Source organism: Microbacterium sp. VKM Ac-2870 (assembly GCF_015350795.1).
Lineage (GTDB): Bacteria > Actinomycetota > Actinomycetes > Actinomycetales > Microbacteriaceae > Microbacterium.
On sequence record NZ_JADKSH010000001.1, the window covers coordinates 781131 to 802191 of the forward strand.

Sequence of the window (21061 nt, forward strand, 5' to 3'; positions counted from 1 at the left end):
GCGAGAGGACACAAGTATGCCTACGTTTGAGGACCCGACCGCAGACGCGACGGAAGCATCCGAGGCGCTGCGTGGCCTGGCTCACGCCACCCGTACATTCGACAATCCGGCCGACACCTATGCGGTGCTCGGTGATCTGCTCGGCGGGATGCGGTCACTTCGAGAGGTGTTCGACCAGCTCGCCACCGCCCATGTCTCTCACCGGGTACGAGCACACGACGACGCCGGAAGTCAGACAGCGGGGTCAATATCCGCACACGCGGCCGCGAACGAACTACACCATGCCGTCGCGCTGCTGGATGGGCTGCATGATCGGTTGGATGCGGCGATGTCGCAGTCCGGTCGGATCGCCTGGCACGAGGCCCCCGCCGAAGCACCCCCAGCCAGCCGGTGGATCAATGTCGTGTTCTTGGAAGGCCAGGACGCCGACCAAGTACTCGACCTGATCAACCACGGCGGTACCGATGCGGCCATCGAACACCTCGCAGGGTATGACGTCGGTGAGGAGACGACACAGGCCGCGCTCGTCAACGGATACGTCTACGACCGCGTCCCCGCCGGTGCATTGGATCGGATCGCAACGGGCAAGGATTACACCCTCACCTACAACCATGACCTCGGCCACGTCTCCCTCCTCAGAACCCATCCTGCTGCCCCTCCGGAGAACAGATCCGGTACTCAACCACAGCGTGCCGCCTCTCGCACGGCTTTCCGGCGCCCCGCACGTACGCAGATTGCGGATGACGACTGGTCCTTGTCGCGTCCGTCATCGGTGTCGAGGGGACGGTCTTTGTGACCCGCGACGACAGCCGGCTACACACGGGCGCGCTGGTCGAACCGTCCGGGGAAAGCCGCAGGCAGCGGAAAGCCCGTCAGAAGGCGGCTACTCGTATCGAGCAGGATGCCCGCCACGCTGGACAAGCCGAGACTCGAGCGCGCCTGGATGCGCAGCGCGCCGAACGTCGCGCCGCCACCTACTTACCTTCCGCTGGGGAGGCAGGGGCTTCGGCGTTGCGCACGCCGGGAGGGTTCCGACTCCCCCGGCACCAGGACACGTCCGCGACGCTCGCTGGCGCGTACCCGTTCCTCGCCGAAGGCGGGCTGGGTGCCGACGGCGTGTTCGTCGGCCAGGACCTCTACTCCGGCGGTTCCTTCGTCTACGACCCGTGGACTCTCTACGCCCGCGGAATGATCACGGCCCCCAATATCGTCCTCGCAGGGATCGTCGGGTCCGGGAAGTCATCACTGGCGAAGAGCCTCTACACACGTTCCATTCCGTTCGACCGACGCGTCTACGTCCCCGGAGATCCGAAGGGGGAACACACCGCCGTCGCCGAGGCCGTCGGCGGGCGCGCGATCATCCTCGGCCACGGACTCCGCAACCGCCTCAACCCCCTCGATGAAGGCCACCGCCCCTCCGGCCTGTCGGACGCTGAATGGGTCGCCCAGGTCGCATCCCGACGACGAGAGCTGATCGGCGCGTTAGCGGAGACGGTACTGGATCGGGTGCTGACTCCGTTAGAGCACACCGCCATCGACCTCGCCCTACAAGATGCCGTCCGGTCATCGGAGGTGCCGATCCTGCCCATGGTCGTCGACCACATCCTCAACCCCGACCCGGCAAGCAACACCGACGGGCGACTCGCAGAAGACGGACGACTCGTCGGCCACGCGCTGCGCCGCCTTGTCGCCGGCGATCTCGCCGGTCTGTTCGACGGGCCATCGACAGTGAGGTTCGACCCGTCACTACCGATGATTAGTCTCGACCTGTCGCGCGTGGCAGAGAACTCCACCTTGATCTCAGTGCTGATGACCTGCTCCAGTGCGTGGATGGAATCGGCGCTGATGGACCCCAACGGCGGGCACCGGTGGGTGATCTACGACGAAGCCTGGCGACTCATGGCCTACCCCGCGCTCCTGAAACGCATGGATGCGCAGTGGCGGCTGGCACGGCATTACGGGATTGCGAACATGCTGATCTTCCACAAGCTCACCGACCTCGACAATGTCGGCGACCAAGGCTCCGCCATGCGATCCCTCGCCAACTCGCTGCTAGCGAATGCGGAAACGCGGATCATCTACCGGCAAGAGGCCGACCAGCTCGGTGCCACCGCGGCGGCTCTCGGGCTCACCGGCACGGAACAGAAGCTCCTCACCGGCCTCGGGACCGGACAAGGGCTGTGGCGGATCAAGGAACGCTCCTTCGTTGTCCAGCATCAGCTACACCCTGCCGAGCTCGCCGCGTTCGACACGACCGGGCGCATGAGAGGGGAACATCCCTGAGAGGCTGATCGGTCAGAGGAAGTCGCACCCGGCGAGTGTGCGGACGGGCAAAGCGTCGTCGGGCAGCGCATCGGCGCCAATGACCCTCCAGTCCTCGCCGAGTACCCCGTGGAAGCCAAACAAGCAGATGATCGCAACCCACCGTTTGATCGCGTCAGCGACGGCGGATCGGAGCTCCCGTTCGAATGGCTCGAAGGCCGCGCCTTCCAATGTCCGCCGATAGTGGGCGGCTAGCGCATCGCTACTATCGATCGCAGCTCGCTCGACCTCCTCCCACATATCTTGTGACGACCGAGACCTCACCTCGCCGCCTCTGATCTGGTCGAGGTGGTGGTAACGACCGGCGTCTGCGTAATTTGGCAAAGCACCAATAGCGGCGGCCCACACTGGATCGTTGTCGAGCGTGCAAACCCAGCTCTCCAAGAGACGCTGGTGCTCCCAGCCCTCCGCCGCAACGGCCTCACTGATCGTCCCGCGCAGCCGCGCGTCCATCTCGTCCAGGGCATGACCCCAGCCTTCACGGGTGTAGCCCATGTTCTTCGGCCAGCCCTCACCCCGGGAGACTGCGGCCGTTCCAAGCGCAAGCTTCATCAAGCGCTCGACACCTATTGAGTACGTCGCCAACACGGCATCGATGTCGCGCTCAAGTGCGCCGTCCTGACGGAGAAGGCGATCAGCCGACGCAAGCACTCTGCGCGCGGAAGTGATCTCAGGCAACAGACCGTTCAGCCATTGCAGATCGGTGAACGCTGATCCTCGCCCCATGCTGCCGAGTGTACCGATACGACAAATGCCACCTGGCGTGGGCACCTTGACTGCGGTGAGCAGGACGGGCCTGAGTGCACCCACCCTGTGGAGTTGATCGGTAAGTGGCCGCCTTCTGTGATCGCTCCGTGGCGGCATGCCCCACTAGCAGGCCGTCTCGCGGAGGACAATCGGTCGGCTATCCAATCCCTAAGATGTCAGTCATGGCATCCGACGTCGAAGTTTCCTATTCACGGCGAGCCGCCGAATACACAGAGCGGCTTGGCTCCGTAGCGACCGTTCGCCCGTCCGACCTTCACCTCGTTACATCGTGGGCAGCCGAGGTAGAGGGGCCGCTGCTCGATGCGGGATGCGGTCCTGGGCATTGGACCGGCTACCTCGCCGAGCACGGCAACGACGCCCGAGGAATCGACCAGGTGCCGGCATTCATCGAGCACGCCCGTAGGGCCCACCCCGGCGTGCCGTTCGAGGTGGGAAGTATCGATGCTCTGCCTGACTCGTCCGGGAGCATCGGGGGCGTGCTCGCCTGGTACTCACTCATTCACCACGAGCCCGCCCTTATTCGGCAGCCACTTGCTGAGTTTGCCCGTGTCCTACGACCAGGAGGGAAGCTCCTCGTGGGCTTCTTCGCTGGACCGAAGGTCGAACGATTCGACCACGCGATTACCACGGCCTACACCTGGCCTCCCGAAACCATGGCGGCCGATCTCCGCGCGGCCGGGTTCGAGATCATCGAAACGCACACACGAACCGGAGCACTGCCAAAGCCCCGACCTCACGGCGCGATCCTTGCCCACCTCAGTGACGACCGGTAGACCAACCTCAACCGTGCGCTTTTGCGCCTGATGCCAAGTGGGCGGCGGGGAGCTGCGCAGCCCCAGAACTGCGACCTGCGGTACTGGCCTGTCCCGAGGGCAGGACGTCTCAAAAGCTGAGTCAATCGATCCAGCGACGAGCTTCAGCAATCAGAGCGATCTCTTCCACGAAACGTGGGTCCCGTTCGGCGAGTTCGCGGTAGGTGGACAGATCCTTATCGAGGATTTGACGGATGCTTTCACTGTTGCTTCCGGTGAGGGGAATGGAAAGCTCTGCGTCGTTTGGGGGCCAGCCGCCAAACCCGTGGCCAGATTGCGGGTGGATAGCGCTTGCGGCCCAGCCGGCCTGCCGAATTGACCGGAGCCGCGCCTGCCTTACTGGGTCGTCCAATTCTTCGCCGGCGGCCTGGACTGCGTTGTCGAGGGAGGCATCGATCGTGAGCCATGCGGAGACGGGGAACGTCCGGGCAGTCGTGGGCTGATCCATGAGCAGAGGCTATGCGTCGGAGCGCGTCGTGCCAACTACCACCGCCGCCTTTGAGCCTTCTTTTTTCGCGGTTGAGATCCAGTCGCCCAGGCACCCACGGGAACGACCAACGTGCGCTATGAGGCGACGAACGGAGTCAAACAGAATGGATGTCCCGCTGGATCAAGCATTACGATCCACCTGCCGTCGGGCTGATGGGAAGCCAGGTCTGCGCCACACTGCTCCGCATGCTTGCGGAGCGCGCTCAGTTCGTCTTCCTTGCAAGCCAAGTCGAGATGAACGATGGAAGTTCCCGGCCACATGGGACGACGATACGGCGAGATGCGCTGGGTCACGAGGCGGTAGCTTCCAGCTGTTACTCCTGCGGCACTGTCTGTGACCCAATCGACATTGCCCCAAGGAGCCGAGCGTAAAACTCAGACAGCTCCCGGTGGTCTTCGCAATCGATTGAGACTCCAGCGATGCGAGCACTCGTTATCGATTTGCTCATGTGATCGAGAGTACGCACCCACAGCGCGCGCAACCACGGCTCGGCTGCCCATGTGTCTGCTGACTCATCAACCGTCCCGGTCAAGCGCGCAAGCCAAACGATGAGCGTGCACTTGTGGGCCTGGGACTTTTCAGCTTGGAGTTCTCGGCTCGGCGGGGAGGATGTAAGAACTCGATGACCTCAACGACAACATCGTCGGCCTGATCGAGGAAGTCGCTGTCTTCCATTAGGCGGCGCCCGAAAGCCGGACCTCAACCGTTCGCCTTGGCTGCCTCGAAAAGCTAAAGCTTTCCGAGGCACGCGAAACCCCTTCCGAGCCGCCGAAGGATGTGACTCGCATGGAATATCGGCCGGATTTTCTCGGCGGTAACTGTCGCGTCGTGGATCACGTCCGATTGGACGAGGTCTGCTCCTGCAGCAGCGCGGTAACGTTCTCGAGATAGTGGGCGATGGTTGTCCGCTCTGCGTCCGAGAAACTGCTCGACACGTCCACGAGTTGCGTGACGTAGCGCTCGGATGCTGAGGAGATCAATTCGGTGTCCAGGTGGGCGAGGGAGATCAGTACTCGCCGTCGGTCGTTCGCATCGGGGCTGCGAGCGACGTGGCCGCGGGCAACGAGCCGGTCAGTGATTTTGGTGGCTGCGGCTGGCGTGATCGATAGGCGTTCCGCCAGCTCTCCCGTCGAAATGGCATCGGTGTCGAACAGGATCGCGAGCGTGTAGAGCTCCTTGATGGAGAGCCCGAGTTTGGTCGCGAGGGTGCTCTGGAAGACCGCGGCGGAGATGTTGAGTCGCTGTTGAAGGTTGATGAGCGCACGGATCGACGTTGACATATTTCCTTAACTTAGGTTAAGTGTACACTTAAGTTAATCAACTCTAGGCAAGGTTCTCGAACATGTCAAAGATTCAGAACACCATCCCGGCATGGCAACACGTCGCGGCAACGCTACACATGATGGTGCTTGCAGTGCTCAACACCTCAGTCCTTGTGCTGCTGCTCGTGGTGCGCCCCGAGCCGTTCCTGCTGCTGCTGCTCAGGACGACCTTCGCCCTCCTGCTCAGCATGTATGCCATGTATCTCACCCGGGGACTGCGGGACCGTAACAACCGTCGAGTGATCAAGGTCCTGACCATCATCACGGCCTACGCTCTCCTTGCTTCGGCTATCTTCCTGTGGCTCGTCGATAACCCGCCCTGGTGGGTGGTCGTCACTCAGTGGGTGACCGTGGTCATCTACATCGCCTTCGGACTGCTACTTGCCACCCTCCCCCGAGAAAGAAGTCGCACATGACTCCCAACCGGCTCGTTCGCCGCGATGGTGATGCTGAGATCATCGGCTCGCTTCATGCGCTCGGCGACGGACTTTTCATTCCCTGCGGTCCGCACGGCGCTCCGCTGGCGTCGCCGATGTCCTCGGATGACGCCGAACTATATGTTCGCCGCTACGGGCTCGAGAGCCTCATGGACACCTGGCTGTTCCAGCAAGGCGAAGAGCAGTACTCGTGCAAGATCATCGAAGCCCGCCCCGGGTATGCCCGTTACCAAATCACCGACTACGGTCACGCCGACGCCTTCACCATCCAAGAATCGCATGACCCTGCCAACGAACTTGCTTGGTCACGCCACGATCGCCCATGACCCCGGGCAATGTATGACGAGGGCGGCCACACCGTGCAGGAGATCGCCGACACGTTCGGGGTGTCCCGGCCCACGATCTATCGGCACTTGGCCGAGCACATCGAGCGGGCCTGACGAGGGATCATGGCGCACGTCAGCGACCGGCAAAAGGCCGAGCTTGTGCGCCAACACCAGGACGGGCTGCCGTGGACGCGGCTTGCAAAGCACTCCGGCGTTGCGGTGCGGACCCTGCAACGCTGGGCAGCTCGGATTGAGACGGGGCAGCTCGCGAGGGCCCCTCGCCGCGATAAGGGATCGACGCGCACTGCCGCCGGACTGGTAACTGCGATCGAGGCGCTTGCTGTGCGCCGGCCCGCGCCGACGATCGCGTATATCCACCGCCGCATCGGTGACATTGCCCGGGATCGCGGATTGCCGGCGCCGGGGTACACCACGGTCCGCGAGATCGTGCGCGCGCTCGACCCAGGCTTGACGACTCTCGCTGACGGCGGGGACGCGGCGTACCGGGACAGGTTTGAGCTGGTCTACCGCCGCACGACGCCTGCCCCGAATGAGCAGTGGCAGATGGATCACACCCTGCTCGATGTGATGGTAGTTAACGACCGACAGCAGCCCGTCCGACCCTGGCTCACGATCGTGCTCGACGACTACTCGGGAGCTATCGCCGGCTACACGGTGGGCGTCTCAGCACCGACGAGATGCCGCCGGGGGCAGCGCCGACGAAATGGCGGTTCCTGCAACGAGGCCGCCTCCTCGCCGCACTCTCCGGTGCCGTGGCGGTCGCTGAGGCCGGCTACCGGTCCGGGACCCTCAATACTGCTGCCCGTGCCGTCGAGCTTCACCGCCCGGTGGGTGCGGTGCCGGGGCCGATCACCTCTGCTGCTTCTGCTGGCTGCCACCGGCTGCTCCGTGACGGGCTTGCCACCGTGATCACCGGCTATGACGATGTCCGCTACCTCCTGGACGGGATGCGAGACGGCGTGCAACGGATGGGAGGCCGCACGGCAGGACTCGATCGCGACTCTCTTGACCCGACAGCCGGACCGTCGTCGTCAGGGCCGTCGCGGCGGGGCCCGTCGCTCTGACACGCGGAATGCGGCGTGAGCTTGGGGCATCTGCTGGGTGAAGGACAGCCGCGCCGTACCAGTGATTGGTCAGGCACTCCCATGAGTACGGACCAGCACCGAGAGGGCACGAACCAACCCCAAGTTCGAGTCCTCCCCATTCGCGCCTGGACGGCGGTGGTGCACCTGCATGACGACATCCGCGTTTCGTCTGGAAGGACCATCTCTGTGACCCCGAAACCCCGCTACCGCCGCGCCCACCCCACCTCCAAGAGCGCGGCAGGCGGGCCGCTGATCATTCCGGTGGTGGAGTTCACCGTGCACGAGGACGGAACTATGACCGTCACAATCGATGGCGCACCGCACAATCCGCCGCCATTCGCCCCGGGGTGGCGGCGCGAATCGTTCCCGACGATCCTCGACGACCTGGCTGCGCGTCTGCAGACGTCGTTGCGAGTGCATGTGCGAGAAGCAGACGGAACTACGTTCACGGACATCATCACCCCGCCCCGCGCCCGCCGCACCACCTCCCCGCTCCCATTCGACGAGTCCTCGGCTGCCCCGGTTGCCCGATCGGCAGTTCCGGTGGTGCGTCAGGTATCGGGCGGCGGGTTCGTGCCCGGGGAGGATGTCGCCGTCGCGATCATCCACACCCACCGTGATGCCGCTGGTGACGGCACCGCCCGCGCACTCCTCACCCCTGAGCAGGTCGCTGCCGCGCACACGGGCGAGGTGATCCTGTTCGGACGGATCTCCGGCAACCTCGTGGTCGGACGCCCCGAATGAGCACCCCACGACAAGGCGGCGCGCTCGGGGACGAGCTGGCGAACCTGGGCATCATCGCCCTCGTCACCGCTGCTGTCTTCGCCGCCATCCTTCGCGGGGCAGGATCAGTTGCCGCATGGATCACCGGGACGACTCAGCCGACCGGCGGTGTCGAGGCCGGTCTCGGGGTGCTCCTGAACCCCGCGGACCCCGGTGACCATCTCGGCGCGGAGGGGCTGACCCCCGTCGCCTACTGGATCACCGCCGGACTCCTCATCCTCGCCGTGGCTGCTGCCGGGTGGTGGTTATGGCGGGCCATGCGGGAGCACGGCCGCCAGACCAAGGTCGATCCGTATCGGATCGTCGGGATCGCCACCCGGACCGACCTCACCACCACCGCATCCGAAAAGGCTCTACTACGCCGGGCGGGGCAACTCCGGCCGTCGCTGACCAAACCGACACCGGGCGATGTTGGCTACCAGCTCGGAGCATCCCGGGGTGTGAACGTGTGGGCAAGCGTGGAGGACTCCATCCTCCTCATCGGACCGCCCCGCTCCGGGAAAGGCCTGCACATTGTCATCAACGCAATCCTGGATGCGCCGGGTGCGGTGGTCACGACCTCGACGCGGCCGGACAATCTCACTGCAACGTTGACTGCCCGGAGCACGGAAGGGCGGCCGGTGGCGGTGTTTGATCCGCAACATCTCGCCGAAGGCATCCCCGCGGGGCTGCGCTGGTCCCCGATTCGCGGATGCCAGGACCCGCTGACGGCGATGATCCGCGCCACCGGTCTTGCCGCCGGCACTGGCTTGTCTGCAGGCGGTGTTCAGGGCGGTGACTTCTGGGAAGGGAAAACCCGCACAGCGCTCCAAGCCCTCCTCCACGCTGCCGCCCTCGACCACCGCGAGCCGTCCGAGTTATTCCGGTGGACTCTCGACCCCGCCGCCGCAGCCGACGCCGTAGCGATCCTCACCGCCAACCCGAACGCCGCGACCGGGTGGGCCGACTCGTTGCAGGCGATGATCGACTCCGATCCGAGGACCCGAGACTCCATCTGGCAGGGCGTTTCTCTCTCCCTCGCGGCTCTTGCTGATCCGCGGGTGCTGGACGCGGTGAGCCCGGGACCGGACGAGCGGTTCGATCCGGAGGAGTTTCTGCGCAATCGCGGTACGGTGTATCTCCTCGCGACCGGCGCCGGGGCGAACAACTCCGCCGCCCTGGTAGCCGCGTTCGTGGAAGACCTCGTCGAAGCCGCCCGTCGTATCGCCGCCCGGTCACCCGCAGCCCGACTCGACCCACCCCTGCTGCTCGCACTGGATGAAGTCGGAAACCTCGCACCGCTGCCGTCCCTGCCGACGCTGATGGCCGAAGGCGGCGGCACCGGCATCACCACCATGCCCGTCCTTCAGTCATTGGCACAGGCGCGAGAGAAGTGGTCAGAGAACGCCGCCGGAGCCATCTGGGACGCATCCATCGTGAAAATCATCCTCGGCGGAGCATCCAACTCCCGCGACCTACACGACCTGACCACCCTCATCGGCGAACGCGACGAGATCACCGACTCCACCACAATCGGCGACCACGGCGCCCGCTCCGCCCAACGCTCCATCCGGCGGGTGCCGATCATGCCACCCGACGTGATCCGCACCCTCCCGTTCGGCACCGGCCTCGTACTCCTCCGCTCCGCACCACCCATCGTCACCCGCCTCCGCGCCTGGACCACCAGGAGCGACGCAGCCACGCTGCGCGAGCACCGCGTCGGCATCGAGGCGCTGTTGCAACAACGCCCATAACCGAGTCAACAGAGGGAGCGGCGGGTGCACCTGTCACGTGAGACGGCACCACACGGTGACCGCCGCGACCGACAGGAGCAGTCCGATGAGTATCGACACGCAGCAGTCCATTTCCGGGTTCATTGCCACGCAGCCCCGGCTCACGACCACCGAAAATGGGGTGCCCCGGTTTCATGCGCGAGTCGGGATTGAGCACTCCCGGCAAGAACCCGATGGATCGTTCACCCAGCTCGACCCGAGCTTCCACGATCTGACGATCTTCAGGAAGACCGCCGAAGAAGCCGCCGCTCGGTTCCAGAAAGGCGACAAGTTCGTCGCTGCCGGGCGTGTTCATGAGTACAGCTACGACAAGGACGGGCAGAGCGTCCGGGCCGAAGAGTTCATCGCTTCACGCATCGGACACGATCTCGCTCGCACCCGCTACGAGGTCGACCGGTCACCACGCCGGTCAGCCGTCGAACGGCACTCCGCGGTTCAGGAAGAAGCGGCATTGGAGGCCAGTCCGCGGCAACAGGCCAGCGTCGCGTCGCGGGCGAGCCTCTAAGCCGGTGGCTGGTGATGGATGACAACACCCCGGAGTCCCACGTCCCCGACGAGGACGACTTCGATGCCGAATTCGAAGGCCCGCTGCTGGTCGAGCCCCCGCACCCGATCAACTGGAACCTGCTGAGTCCCGAGGACCTGGAAGCCGAATGGCTGGAACTGAACCGGTGGGTGCACTGGCTCCGCAGCACCTACGGCCTGCCCGCCTCGGTCATCCCGCCGTTCTGGCACCACCATCCCGAGTTGCTCTGGGAACTGTCCGCGCTGCACCTGCACTGGTTGTGCTCCTACGACGCAGAGAAAACCGGTTCCGCACCTCTGGCCTGGCACCGTGACTTCGCAGATACCCGCCTGCGCCTCCGGGACTGGGTCGCCGCCGCGGGCACGCGCATTGATCGCGACCGTCCCACTCGACAGACAAGCTGGCCCGGTGAACCGCCGGCACCCGCCGTTGAGGACATCGTCATCGAGAACCGGGAGACCGAGTTCGTGGAGTTTGTGCTGGCCGAGGTCACCAAACGCCGCGAAGAAGAAGACCAGTTCTACCGCTCGCTCAACCCCACGACTGGGGAAGTCTCATGACCGAGAACCCGAACACGTCTGCCACGTCCCCGCTGATGCACAGCCGCGATATCGCGGCCTACCTGAAGGTATCCGAATCGACGTTGTCGCGGTGGCGGTCCGCGGGAACGGGGCCGCCGTTCATCCGGATGGGTGGCATCGCCCGCTACCGGATCGACGCGGTCGACGCATGGCTGGCCAAGCTAGAACACGACCATGCCCCGCAGGAGTGAGCCACTCCCCAAAGCCGAACCAAGGCCGGTCCCGCCGATCGGGGTGAAGGTCTCCACCGATATGGAGCGCCGCTCCTACGGCGTCCGAGCCCGCGCACGGTGGACGGACCCGATCACCAAGCGCCGCATCATCCGCTCCGAGATCGTCCCCGACGAGGCAGCCGCCCACACGTTCTTCGATCAACTGCGCACCTCCTCCGTCAAGGGGATGGATACCTCCATGACGCTCACCGAGTTCGTGACCTCCATCGGTGACCGATGGGCGCGAGGCCTGGACCCCACCTCAACCGGGGAGATCTACGGCTTCGGGCTGAAGCTCCGAGTCATGCCCGCGCTCGGGCATCTGCCGGTCGCACAGATCACCGCGGGCATCATTGACCGCACCATCGACGAATGGGAACAGCGCTACGGGGCATCCACGATCAAGAACTCCATAGCCCCGCTCGTACGCGTCCTCGACGAGGCCGTCCGCGACGGACTCCTGCCGATCAACCCGGCAAAGAACCGTGCCAAGCGCAGCCTGAACCGCAATGCCTACCGGACGCAGTCCGCCGAGCAGTCGTCCCCGCGGGCCCATGCGATTCCCGATATGAAGACCCTCACCAAACTCGCGAACGCGTGCGGGAAGGTCGGCCAGCCCTACAGCGACTTTGTCATGCTCGCCGCCCTCCTCGCCGCCCGATCCTCTGAAGTCTCCGGCCTCCAGGTCGGCGACGTGCGGTTCGAGAAGAACCTCGTCGTCATTGCCCGGCAAATCTTCCCCGGCAAAGGCGGACTCATCACCAAGCCGACCAAGAGCCGCAAAGAACGGCGCGTGCCGATCCTCGAACCCCTCCGGCCCGTCCTCGAGCGCCTAGCCGAGGGGAAAGCTCCGGAAGACCAACTCCTCGTCGGGCCCAAGGGCGGTGTGCTCACCACGGCGACTGTCCGGGATGCCACCAATTGGGACACGATCGTCGCCGGGCTTGGCTTGCCCGATCTCACTCGTCACGGACTCCGCCACACGGGCGCGACATGGATGGCCGACGCTGGCGTGCCGCTGCACGTGCTTCAAGAGATCCTTGGGCACGCATCTATGGAAACGACCCGCGGGTACGTGCACCCCGATGACCGGCACCTTGCCTCCGCGGCGGAGCAGGCCAACGCGTTCCTCTCCCCCTCCGGACAGAAGCGCCAGGCCTCACGAGGCAGCGCTTCAACGCCAGGCCTCTGATGCCTTATCAGACGCCTACGGATCGACTGGGAGCAGTTCTGGTCCCCTTTTGGTCCCCTTATCCACAGGAAGGGCAGCGCAGCGGATTCTGTTATCCACAGCACAACTCCGCCAAAAGGTCGAGGGGGACCAGAAGGGGACCAGAAAAAACCGCCTCCGTAAACAACAAAACCCTGATGAAAGTAGTTTCTCATCAGGGTTTTTCTGTCGGGCTGACAGGATTTGAACCTGCGACCCCCTGACCCCCAGTCAGGTGCGCTACCAAGCTGCGCCACAGCCCGTGGCATTCAATATTCAGTTATTCGGGCCGTCCGGGAGGGGTGAACCCCTTAACCCCCAGTCAAGTGCGCTACCAAGCTGCGCCACATCCCGGTCTGCTGTCCGCTCGCGGACAACTCCCCTATGCTACCGGTTTCGCGGAGCGCTCGCGAACGCGTGTCGCAAGTCCGGAGTACGGTCTGGTCATGAGCCAGATCGAGATCGTCCCGGCATCCGTCGATCGCTTCGCCGACGCGGAGCACGCTCTCACCGGCGGAGGCGACGGCGCCTCGTGCTGGTGCCAGTGGTGGATGCTGCGCAACAAGGACTTCCAGGTCGCCACCACCGACGAGCGTCGCGAACTGCTGCGGGGCGACCTCGCCGCTTCCCCTGCTTCGGCACTGATCGCCTACGTCGACGGCGTCGCCGCCGGCTGGGTCAAGGTGTCACCGCGACCGGAACAGCCGCGCCTCGCCGTCACCCGGGCTTTCCAGAAATCGCCCGAGCCGTTCGACGACGAATCGGTCTGGGCGATCACGTGCTTCGTGGTGCGTAAGGAGTTCCGCGGTGAGGGGCTCGCCGGTCAGCTCCTGGACGCCGCCGTCGACCACGCCCGTACCCACGGTGCGCGCGTCATCGAGGGCTACCCGGTCGACGCCAGCGCGCGAAAGACGTCGTCGAACGAGCTCTTCCACGGCGCTCTCTCGAGCTTCGTCGACGCGGGCTTCATCGAAGTCGCCCGACCCGGCCCCGCACGACCGATCGTCTCGCTCACGGTGGCGTGACTGGACACGAGATCGACACGGCAGAATCGAGGGATGAGCGAGCCGTCCGTCCGCATCGACAGCTGGCTCTGGGCCGTGCGCGTCTACAAGACCCGCTCCGCCGCAACCACGGCATGCCGCGCCGGCCACGTGCGCATCGGCGGAGAGAAGGCGAAAGCCTCGCAACCCGTGCGTATCGGAGATGAGATCCGCGTACGCATCGCCGGTTTCGACCGGATGCTGGTCGTCCGACAACTGCTCACCAAACGTGTCGGAGCGCCGATCGCCTCCGTCGCCGCCGAAGACCGCACGCCGCCACGCGAGCCCATCGCGCTGCTCGCCGTCCGCGACCGCGGCGCCGGGAGGCCCACCAAACGCGAGCGCCGCGACATCGATCGGCTGCGCGGACGCGACGATCTCACTCCCAACGCCGACGACGCCGACTGACCGAGGACCTACTCGGCCGACAGCCACGACGGGCCGTGGGTCACGGCGCCCAACACCGTCACCCGTTCACGCAGCGCGCGATCGCTCGTCACCACCGTCACCGACCGACCGGCTTCGATGAGCATCATCGTCTCGTCGACGATCGTCTCGTCGCCTTCGCCGGCCGCACGCACGACGACGACCTCGGCGACGTCGTCGACCGCACGCGCTTGCCCCTCGACGACCACACGGACCTCCGGAAACCACACGTCAGCGGGAAGGCCGAGCCGACCGGCATCCACTCCGCCCTCGGCAAGACTGCGCAGGCGTTCGAGCAGCCGCGCCGTCGCGCCCGCGCGGTCCTTCCACCACCCGTCAGGCACCGACCCCACGACGTTCGCGGCATCCACGACGACCGTGGGCCGCACCTCCACCAATGAACGCAGCAGCGGCCACGACGCGGCGAATCCCGGATGCAACGGATACGAATCGACGGCTTCCACCGGCACCCATGCCAGCTCACGGCTCTCCGGATCGCTGATGACCGCCTCGAACGGCTCGACGACATCCGCGACGACGGTCGCGTAGCTCCACACGCCGACGTCGTACAAGCTGATCAGCCGGGGCCGGACAGCGGATGCCGGCACGCCCGCCTCCTCCGCCGATTCTCGCAGCGCGGCCTCACCGGCCGACTCGTTCTCGTGACGCGCCCCGCCGGGCAGACCCCAGGTGTCGCCGAAGTGGCTCCACGCCACGCGATGCTGCAGCAGCACCCCGCGATCGGGGTCGAACGCGAGGAGACCTGCCGCGCCGAAGCGGCCCCAGTACTTCGTGCCGTCGTCGGCGATCACCCACGCATCACCGGGGTCGCGCGGCCCGTCGGGGCGGCGCGGCTCTCCGGGAGCGGGAGGCACGATCGTCACCCGCCCAGCCTGTCATACCGCGATGCGAGCGAGAGCCGCGAGGCGGAGTTTTGCACGGCGCATGACTCCGCGACACGCGCACATCTAGGGACGACAGCGCCCCGCACCCCCACATATTGTGGTCGGACCAAGCCCACCCCACCACATATCGAAGGCAGGCTCATCATGACCTCCCCCCGTTCCGTCTCCGTCGCCGAGACCATCGACGAGTACCTCGCACGCGCCGACTGGCGGGTCAACGCGAACGCGAACCAGGGGTATTCGCTGGGCGGGATGATCCTGAACGCCGCGGGAAAGCTCATCGCCAACTACTGGCTCGACGAGGTGTACGCACCCGAAGCGGGCACCGCTCATCGCGAGGGCGACCTGCACATCCACGACCTCGACGTGTTCGCGGGCTACTGTGCCGGGTGGTCGCTGCGGATGGTGCTCGAACAGGGCTTCAACGGGGTTCCGGGAAAGATCGCGTCGGCGCCGCCCCGACACTTCTCCAGCGCTCTCGGTCAGCTCGTCAACTTCCTGGGGACGCTGCAGAACGAGTGGGCCGGCGCGCAGGCGTTCAGCTCGTTCGACACGTATCTCGCCCCGTACGTGCGCATTGACGCCCTGACCTACGCCGAGGTGCGCCAGGCGATGCAGGAGTTCATCTTCAACCTCAACGTGCCCTCGCGCTGGGGAACCCAGACCCCGTTCACCAACCTCACGTTCGACTGGGTGTGCCCCGACGACCTCGCCGATCAGCATCCTCTCGTCGGCGGACAGGTGCAGGCCTTCGCCTACGGCGACCTCGCCGAGGAGATGGCCGTCATCAACCGCGCGTTCATCGACGTGATGACCGGAGGCGACCAGGACGGACGCGCCTTCACGTTCCCCATCCCGACCTACAACATCACGAAGGACTTCGACTGGCACGGCCCCAACACCGACGCCCTGTTCGCGATGACGGCGAAGTACGGTCTGCCGTACTTCCAGAACTTCGTCAACTCCGATCTCGACCCGCACATGATCCGCTCGATGTGCTGCCGCCTGCAGCTCGACCTCACCGAGCTGCTCAAACGCGGCAACGGCCTGTTCGGCTCGGCCGAGCAGACCGGATCGATCGGCGTCGTGACCATCAACTGCGCCCGTCTCGGCTTCGTGCATTCGGGCGACGAGGATGCCGTCATCGCGCGCCTCGACGAACTGCTCGAGATCGCCCGTGACACTCTCGTCGCCAAGCGAGCCGTCATCGGCCACCACCTGGAGGGGGGCCTGTTCCCGTACACGCAGCGCTACCTCGGCACCCTCGACAACCACTTCTCCACGATCGGCGTCAACGGCCTCAACGAGTACGTCCGCAACTTCACCCGTGACGCCGACGACATCACGACGTCTGCGGGAGCAGCGCTCGCGACCCGCCTGCTCGATCACGTCCGCGACCGGATGGTGGAGTTCCAGGAGCAGACCGGGCACATGTTCAACCTCGAGGCGACACCCGCCGAAGGAACGACCTACCGGTTCGCGAAGGAAGACATCGCACGCCTTCCCGGCATCCGTCATGCCGGCACCGCGAACAACCCCTACTACACGAACTCGTCGCAACTGCCCGTGGGCCACACGACCGACCCGTTCCTGGCGATGCAGATGCAGGAACCGCTGCAGGCCAAGTACACCGGCGGCACCGTGCTGCACCTCTACATGGGCGAGGCGATGCCGTCGGCCGATGCCTGCCGCGAGCTCGTCCGCCGCTCGCTCTCGCGCTTCCGTCTGCCGTACATCACCATCACGCCGACGTTCTCGATCTGCCCGGCGCACGGCTACCGTTCGGGCCACCACGAGCAGTGCCCCGACTGCGGCGCCGCGTGCGAGGTGTGGACCCGCGTGATGGGTTACTTCCGGCCGATCGCGAGCTTCAACGTCGGCAAGAAGGGCGAAGCTGAAGAGCGGGAGTACTTCTCCACCGTCCTTCCCGCCGAGGAGGCAACATGGTCCGCACCGCTGCAGCCTGTGAACTGAACGTCGCGGGGGTCACGCCGTTCTCCACGATCGACTGGCCCGACACGATGACGGCGACGGTGTTCCTGCAGGGATGCCCGTGGAACTGCTTCTACTGCCACAACCCCGCGCTCATCGACCCGCGCGCCGAAGGTACGGTGACGTGGTCGGACGTGACAGACCTGCTGTGCGATCGCATCGGGCTGCTCGACGGCGTCGTCTTCTCGGGCGGCGAGCCGACGATGCAACGCGCGCTCGTGCCCGCGATGCGGATGGTGCGCTCGCTCGGCTTCCGCGTGGGCCTGCACACGGCGGGTGCTTATCCGGGTCTGCTGGCCCACGCGCTGCCGTACGTCGACTGGGTGGGCCTGGACATCAAAGCCGCACCTGACGACTACGCCACGGTCACCGGGCGCGCCCCGAGCGGCGAGAACGCGTGGCGCTCACTCGAACTCGTGCTCGGCAACCGGCTGCTGCGGTCCGGATCGGATCGCCCGCTCGACTTCGAAGTGCGCACGACGGTGCACCCGGCGGCGATCGACGATGCGGGGCTCCGCGAGCTCGGATGCCGTCTCGCCGATGCCGGCGTCGACAACTGGGCCGTGCAGCGGTTCCGTGAGACGGGAACGCGCCGGCCGCTCCCCCGCGTGGCGGATGCCGAGGCGCCGGCGCTGCGGCTGGATGACCTGCCGACGGAACGGTTCCGGTCGCTGGTCATCCGCTGAGCGAGCGGCGACTCAGCGCTGCCGGCGCTCGCGCACCCGCATGTTGACGACGATCGGCGTGCCCTCGAAGCCGAAGATCTCGCGCAAGCGGCGCTGGATGAAGCGGCGGTAGCCCGGGTCGAGGAAGCCGGTCGTGAACAGCACGAACGTCGGCGGACGAGTGCCGGCCTGCGTGCCGAACAGGATGCGGGGCTGCTTGCCACCGCGGAGCGGATGCGGGTGCTCGGCGATGAGGGCAGCGAGGAACGCGTTGAACTTGCCGGTCGGAATGCGCTGATCCCACGACTCGAGCGCGGTCTCCAGCGCCGGCACGAGCTTCTCCAAGTGCCGTCCGGTGCGGGCCGAGATGTTCACGCGGGGCGCCCACGCGACGTGCGCGAGGTCCTGTTCGATCTCGCGCTCGAGGTAGCGGCGACGGTCGGCGTTCTCCATGTCGTCGTCGCCCAGGCGATCCCACTTGTTGAACGCCAGCACGAGGGCACGACCCGACTCGAGCACGAGGTCGATGATGTTGAGGTCCTGCACACTGATCGACTGCGACACATCGATCACGACGACCGCGACCTCGGCCTTCTCCAGCGCCGCCGAGGTGCGCAGCGACGCGTAGAAGTCGGCACCCTGCTGCAGGTGCACGCGACGACGGATGCCGGCGGTGTCGACGAAGCGCCACAGCTTGCCGCCGAGCTCGACGATCTCGTCCACGGGGTCGCGCGTGGTTCCAGCGAGCTCGTTGACGACGACGCGCTCTTCGCCGGCAGCCTTGTTGAGCAGCGACGACTTGCCGACGTTCGGGCGTCCGAGAATGGCGACGCGGCGCGGTCCGCCGAGCTCGCCCTTGGCCACCGCGGAGATCTCCGGCAGCACCTTCATGACCTCGTCGAGCAGGTCGGCCACGCCGCGACCGTGGATCGCCGACACCGGGTGCGGCTCACCCAGACCCAGGTTCCACAGTGCCGCAGCTTCGGGCTCCTGGCGCGCGTCGTCGATCTTGTTCGCGACGAGGAAGACGGGCTTGTTCGTCGTGCGCAGCAGACGCACGACAGCCTCGTCGGTGGCCGTGGCGCCGACCATCGCGTCGACGACGAACAGCACGACGTCGCAGAGGTCGATCGCGACCTCTGCCTGGGCCGCGACCGAGCGGTCGATGCCGCGGGCGTCGGGTTCCCAGCCGCCCGTGTCGACGAGGCTGAAGCGGCGGTCCATCCACTCGGCCTTGTACGTGACACGGTCGCGGGTGACGCCGGGGGTGTCTTCGACGACGGCCTCACGGCGCCCGAGGATGCGGTTGACCAGCGCGGACTTGCCGACGTTGGGCCGTCCGACGATGGCGACCACCGGCAGCGCCGGCAGCATCTCGACGACCTCGCCGCCGGCGGTGAAACCGGCGAGCAGGTGATCGTCTTCCTCATCGAGGTCGTAGTCGCCGAGCGAGGCGCGCAGGGCGGCCGCGCGCTGTTCGGCGAGCTCCTCGTCGAGGTTCGCGAGCTGTTCTTCGATCTGGTCGGGACCGGCCTCGTACTCGTCTTCAGCGGCCATGGTGGTTCTCCTGTGGGGTGGGGACAGCCGCGGAGATCACGTCGAGGACGGCCTCCACGGTCTGAGCGAAATCGAGGTGAGTCGAGTCGACGACGCTCACGCCGGGGGCGGCGGTGAGGAAATCGACCACGGTGCTGTCTGCGGCATCCCTGCGATGCAGCGCCTCGGCGACGACCGCAGCGTTCTCGGTCGTCAGCTCGGCGCTGCGGCGCGCGGCGCGCACCTCCGCAGCGGCGGTCAGCAAGATGCGCACGGGGGCGTCAGGGGCGACGACCGTCGTGATGTCGCGCCCCTCGACGACGACGCCGGGCCGGCCGGAGTCGCGGACGAGAGCGCGGAAGAGGTCATTGACCTGCGCGCGCACGGCAGGAATGCGGGCCACACCGCTGACCGCAGCCGTCACACGGGGCTCGCGGATCGCGTCGGTGACGTCGGCGTCACCCACGCGCACCCAGTAGTCGTCGGGGTCGAGCGAGATGGCGTAGGGGAAGTCGGATGCCGCGGCACGCACGCTCGCCTCATCGGCGGTGTCCGCCGCATCCCCCTGCGCGAGCACATGCCACGCGAGGGCGCGGTAGGCGGCCCCGGTGTCGAGGTAGCCGTAGCCGAGCTGGCGGGCGACCTGCTTCGACACACTGGACTTGCCCGACCCCGCCGGGCCGTCGATGGCGATCGTGACGGTCATGAGGGCAGGCTCGCGATCTTCCAGCCGCGCGCGACGAGACCGTCTTCGGCCTGGCGCACGATCGTCGGGTCGACGCTGATCTCGGCGAGGCCGAACTGTGCACCGGGCGAGTGCTCGAGGCGCAGATCTTCGACATTGACGCCCAGTTCGCCGAGCTCGCCGAAGAGGCGACCCAGCTGGCCTGGCGTGTCATCGATCATCACGACGAGGCTCTCGAAGCGGCGGTTCTGTCCGTGCTTTCCGGGCAGACGCTCCACACCGTCGTTGCCGCGACGAATCGTGTCGGCGACGGCGCGACGCGAACCGGGCGCCTCGGGGGCGCGCAGCGCCTCGGCGACGGCACGCAGGTCGTCGGCCAGCGCGTCGAGCTCGTCGACGACGGGAGCGGAGTTCGCGCCGAGGATCTGCACCCACAGCTCGGGGGCCGAGGCCGCGATGCGGGTGGTGTCGCGCACGCCCTGGCCGGCGAGGCGCAGCGAGCCGTCGGGAGCGTCGACGAAACGTCCCGCGAGCAGCGACGCCACCAACTGGGGAACGTGCGAGACGAGCGCGACCGCGCGGTCGTGCTCGTCGGGGGTCATCTCGATGGGCGTCGCGCCGAGGTCGAGCGCGAGCCCTTCGACGAGGGCGAGATCGGATGCCGGGGTCTCTTCGTCGCGGCAGACCACCCAGGGCCGGCCGATGAAGATGTCGGCGCGGGCCGAGATGGCACCGCCGCGTTCGCGTCCCGCCATGGGGTGGGAGCCGATGTAGTGCGTGAGGTCGACGCCGCGGCGGCGGAGCTCATGCAGCGGGTCGAGCTTGACGCTCGCGACATCGGTGACGACGGCATCCGGAAAGCTCGCCAGTTCACGCGCGACGACGTCGGCTGTCACATCGGGAGGAACGGCGACGACGACGAGCAGCGGGCGGTCGTCATCGGCGGCAGGACGACCGGCACCGTAGTCGACGGCCAGACGCAGCTGGGCCGGCGACGCATCGGCGAGCGCGACGTCGACGCCGAGGGCGCGCAGCGCATGGCCGATGCTGGCACCGAGCAGCCCGGCACCGACGATCCGGACGGTGCCGGCGGTGCGGGCTGCGCGCGTGCGCGCATCGGCAACGGCCTGTTCGGTCACTGT

General features: G+C 66.4%; 25 protein-coding genes, 1 tRNA gene and 1 pseudogene. 18 read left to right on the forward strand and 9 right to left on the reverse strand.

Translation table 11 applies throughout. The features are described 5' to 3' along the window. Positions 1 to 16: 16 nt before the first annotated feature. Positions 17 to 796 (forward strand): hypothetical protein, encoded by a 780-nt coding sequence (locus ITJ43_RS03770; RefSeq protein WP_194582296.1) that lies wholly within the window; start codon positions 17 to 19, stop codon positions 794 to 796. Beyond that, complete coding sequence (locus ITJ43_RS03775) at positions 793 to 2283, forward strand: ATP-binding protein (RefSeq protein WP_194582298.1); 1491 nt, start codon at positions 793 to 795, stop codon at positions 2281 to 2283. The genes ITJ43_RS03770 and ITJ43_RS03775 overlap by 4 nt, the downstream gene beginning before the upstream one ends. A gap of 12 nt (positions 2284 to 2295) precedes the next feature. On the opposite strand, the gene ITJ43_RS03780 is transcribed toward ITJ43_RS03775, so the two are convergent. Beyond that, positions 2296 to 3132, reverse strand: a complete 837-nt coding sequence (locus tag ITJ43_RS03780) for a hypothetical protein (protein ID WP_194582300.1) — start codon at positions 3130 to 3132, stop codon at positions 2296 to 2298. A 119-nt stretch (positions 3133 to 3251) separates the two neighbouring features. Here ITJ43_RS03780 and ITJ43_RS03785 point away from each other — a divergent pair, with 119 nt between their 5' ends. After that, positions 3252 to 3863 carry a class I SAM-dependent methyltransferase gene (locus ITJ43_RS03785; RefSeq protein WP_194582302.1) on the forward strand — a complete coding sequence of 204 codons (612 nt, stop codon included), beginning with the start codon at positions 3252 to 3254 and terminating at the stop codon, positions 3861 to 3863. 121 nt (positions 3864 to 3984) lie between these two features. Here ITJ43_RS03785 and ITJ43_RS03790 read toward each other — a convergent pair whose 3' ends face one another. From ITJ43_RS03790 to ITJ43_RS03800, 3 genes are all read right to left on the reverse strand, one after another. Then, positions 3985 to 4350: a hypothetical protein gene (locus ITJ43_RS03790; protein WP_194582304.1), complete on the reverse strand. Its 366-nt coding sequence runs from the start codon at positions 4348 to 4350 to the stop codon at positions 3985 to 3987. Between the two features lie 116 nt (positions 4351 to 4466). Then, positions 4467 to 4685, reverse strand: coding sequence for a VOC family protein (locus tag ITJ43_RS15015; RefSeq protein WP_323741112.1), 219 nt, complete (start codon positions 4683 to 4685; stop codon positions 4467 to 4469). A 540-nt stretch (positions 4686 to 5225) separates the two neighbouring features. Further along, positions 5226 to 5672, reverse strand: a complete 447-nt coding sequence (locus tag ITJ43_RS03800) for a MarR family transcriptional regulator (protein ID WP_194582306.1) — start codon at positions 5670 to 5672, stop codon at positions 5226 to 5228. 62 nt (positions 5673 to 5734) lie between these two features. On the opposite strand from ITJ43_RS03800, the gene ITJ43_RS03805 reads away from it, so the two are divergent. The 11 genes and pseudogenes from ITJ43_RS03805 to ITJ43_RS03850 all read left to right on the forward strand — a co-directional run bounded on the left by ITJ43_RS03805 (position 5735) and on the right by ITJ43_RS03850 (position 12649). Beyond that, positions 5735 to 6130 (forward strand): hypothetical protein, encoded by a 396-nt coding sequence (locus ITJ43_RS03805; protein ID WP_194582308.1) that lies wholly within the window; start codon positions 5735 to 5737, stop codon positions 6128 to 6130. Next, complete coding sequence (locus ITJ43_RS03810) at positions 6127 to 6477, forward strand: hypothetical protein (protein ID WP_194582310.1); 351 nt, start codon at positions 6127 to 6129, stop codon at positions 6475 to 6477. Before ITJ43_RS03805 ends, ITJ43_RS03810 begins: the two co-directional genes overlap by 4 nt. A 9-nt stretch (positions 6478 to 6486) precedes the next feature. After that, the gene (locus tag ITJ43_RS03815; RefSeq protein ID WP_228495299.1) at positions 6487 to 6591 is read left to right on the forward strand and encodes a helix-turn-helix domain-containing protein; all 105 of its coding nucleotides are present in this window, start codon (positions 6487 to 6489) and stop codon (positions 6589 to 6591) included. A gap of 9 nt (positions 6592 to 6600) precedes the next feature. Further along, positions 6601 to 6726: pseudogene (locus ITJ43_RS15285) on the forward strand (helix-turn-helix domain-containing protein); the annotation flags it as partial. Between the two features lie 449 nt (positions 6727 to 7175). Then, complete coding sequence (locus ITJ43_RS03820) at positions 7176 to 7562, forward strand: DNA-processing protein DprA (protein WP_194582312.1); 387 nt, start codon at positions 7176 to 7178, stop codon at positions 7560 to 7562. Positions 7563 to 7769: 207 nt separating this feature from the next. After that, complete coding sequence (locus tag ITJ43_RS03825) at positions 7770 to 8327, forward strand: hypothetical protein (protein WP_323741113.1); 558 nt, start codon at positions 7770 to 7772, stop codon at positions 8325 to 8327. After that, complete coding sequence (locus ITJ43_RS03830) at positions 8324 to 10099, forward strand: type IV secretory system conjugative DNA transfer family protein (RefSeq protein ID WP_194582314.1); 1776 nt, start codon at positions 8324 to 8326, stop codon at positions 10097 to 10099. The genes ITJ43_RS03825 and ITJ43_RS03830 overlap by 4 nt, the downstream gene beginning before the upstream one ends. Before the next feature lie 85 nt (positions 10100 to 10184). Further along, complete coding sequence (locus tag ITJ43_RS03835; RefSeq protein ID WP_194582490.1) at positions 10185 to 10643, forward strand: single-stranded DNA-binding protein; 459 nt, start codon at positions 10185 to 10187, stop codon at positions 10641 to 10643. 14 nt (positions 10644 to 10657) lie between these two features. Continuing rightward, entirely contained in the window at positions 10658 to 11224 is a 567-nt protein-coding gene (locus ITJ43_RS03840; protein WP_194582316.1) for a hypothetical protein, read from the forward strand. After that, positions 11221 to 11436 carry a helix-turn-helix transcriptional regulator gene (locus ITJ43_RS03845; protein ID WP_194582318.1) on the forward strand — a complete coding sequence of 72 codons (216 nt, stop codon included), beginning with the start codon at positions 11221 to 11223 and terminating at the stop codon, positions 11434 to 11436. The genes ITJ43_RS03840 and ITJ43_RS03845 overlap by 4 nt, the downstream gene beginning before the upstream one ends. Continuing rightward, on the forward strand, positions 11420 to 12649 hold the full coding sequence (locus ITJ43_RS03850; RefSeq protein ID WP_194582320.1) for a tyrosine-type recombinase/integrase: 1230 nt from the start codon (positions 11420 to 11422) through the stop codon (positions 12647 to 12649). The genes ITJ43_RS03845 and ITJ43_RS03850 overlap by 17 nt, the downstream gene beginning before the upstream one ends. Positions 12650 to 12856: 207 nt before the next feature. Here ITJ43_RS03850 and ITJ43_RS03855 read toward each other — a convergent pair. After that, positions 12857 to 12930: transfer RNA gene (locus tag ITJ43_RS03855), tRNA-Pro, on the reverse strand. A 183-nt stretch (positions 12931 to 13113) separates the two neighbouring features. Here ITJ43_RS03855 and ITJ43_RS03860 point away from each other — a divergent pair. Both ITJ43_RS03860 and ITJ43_RS03865 read left to right on the forward strand, forming a co-directional pair. After that, positions 13114 to 13692 (forward strand): GNAT family N-acetyltransferase, encoded by a 579-nt coding sequence (locus ITJ43_RS03860; protein ID WP_194582322.1) that lies wholly within the window; start codon positions 13114 to 13116, stop codon positions 13690 to 13692. 33 nt (positions 13693 to 13725) lie between these two features. Further along, complete coding sequence (locus ITJ43_RS03865; protein ID WP_194582324.1) at positions 13726 to 14118, forward strand: RNA-binding S4 domain-containing protein; 393 nt, start codon at positions 13726 to 13728, stop codon at positions 14116 to 14118. A gap of 8 nt (positions 14119 to 14126) precedes the next feature. Here ITJ43_RS03865 and ITJ43_RS03870 read toward each other — a convergent pair whose 3' ends face one another. Continuing rightward, a complete protein-coding gene (locus ITJ43_RS03870; RefSeq protein WP_194582326.1) occupies positions 14127 to 15020 on the reverse strand; it encodes an NUDIX domain-containing protein in 894 nt (297 codons plus the stop codon). A 165-nt stretch (positions 15021 to 15185) separates the two neighbouring features. Between ITJ43_RS03870 and ITJ43_RS03875 the strand changes: the two genes are divergently transcribed. Together ITJ43_RS03875 and ITJ43_RS03880 are read left to right on the forward strand one after the other, a co-directional pair. Continuing rightward, positions 15186 to 17015, forward strand: coding sequence for a ribonucleoside triphosphate reductase (locus ITJ43_RS03875; protein ID WP_194582328.1), 1830 nt, complete (start codon positions 15186 to 15188; stop codon positions 17013 to 17015). After that, on the forward strand, positions 16985 to 17719 hold the full coding sequence (locus ITJ43_RS03880; protein ID WP_194582330.1) for an anaerobic ribonucleoside-triphosphate reductase activating protein: 735 nt from the start codon (positions 16985 to 16987) through the stop codon (positions 17717 to 17719). Before ITJ43_RS03875 ends, ITJ43_RS03880 begins: the two co-directional genes overlap by 31 nt. 12 nt (positions 17720 to 17731) lie before the next feature. Here ITJ43_RS03880 and der read toward each other — a convergent pair whose 3' ends face one another. The 3 genes from der to ITJ43_RS03895 are packed head-to-tail and all read right to left on the reverse strand — an operon-like array spanning position 17732 to position 21058. After that, positions 17732 to 19255 carry a ribosome biogenesis GTPase Der gene (der, locus tag ITJ43_RS03885; protein ID WP_194582332.1) on the reverse strand — a complete coding sequence of 508 codons (1524 nt, stop codon included), beginning with the start codon at positions 19253 to 19255 and terminating at the stop codon, positions 17732 to 17734. Further along, positions 19245 to 19940: a (d)CMP kinase gene (cmk, locus tag ITJ43_RS03890; RefSeq protein WP_194582334.1), complete on the reverse strand. Its 696-nt coding sequence runs from the start codon at positions 19938 to 19940 to the stop codon at positions 19245 to 19247. Before cmk ends, der begins: the two co-directional genes overlap by 11 nt. Beyond that, positions 19937 to 21058, reverse strand: coding sequence for a prephenate dehydrogenase (locus ITJ43_RS03895; RefSeq protein WP_194582336.1), 1122 nt, complete (start codon positions 21056 to 21058; stop codon positions 19937 to 19939). Before ITJ43_RS03895 ends, cmk begins: the two co-directional genes overlap by 4 nt. Positions 21059 to 21061: the final 3 nt, after the last annotated feature.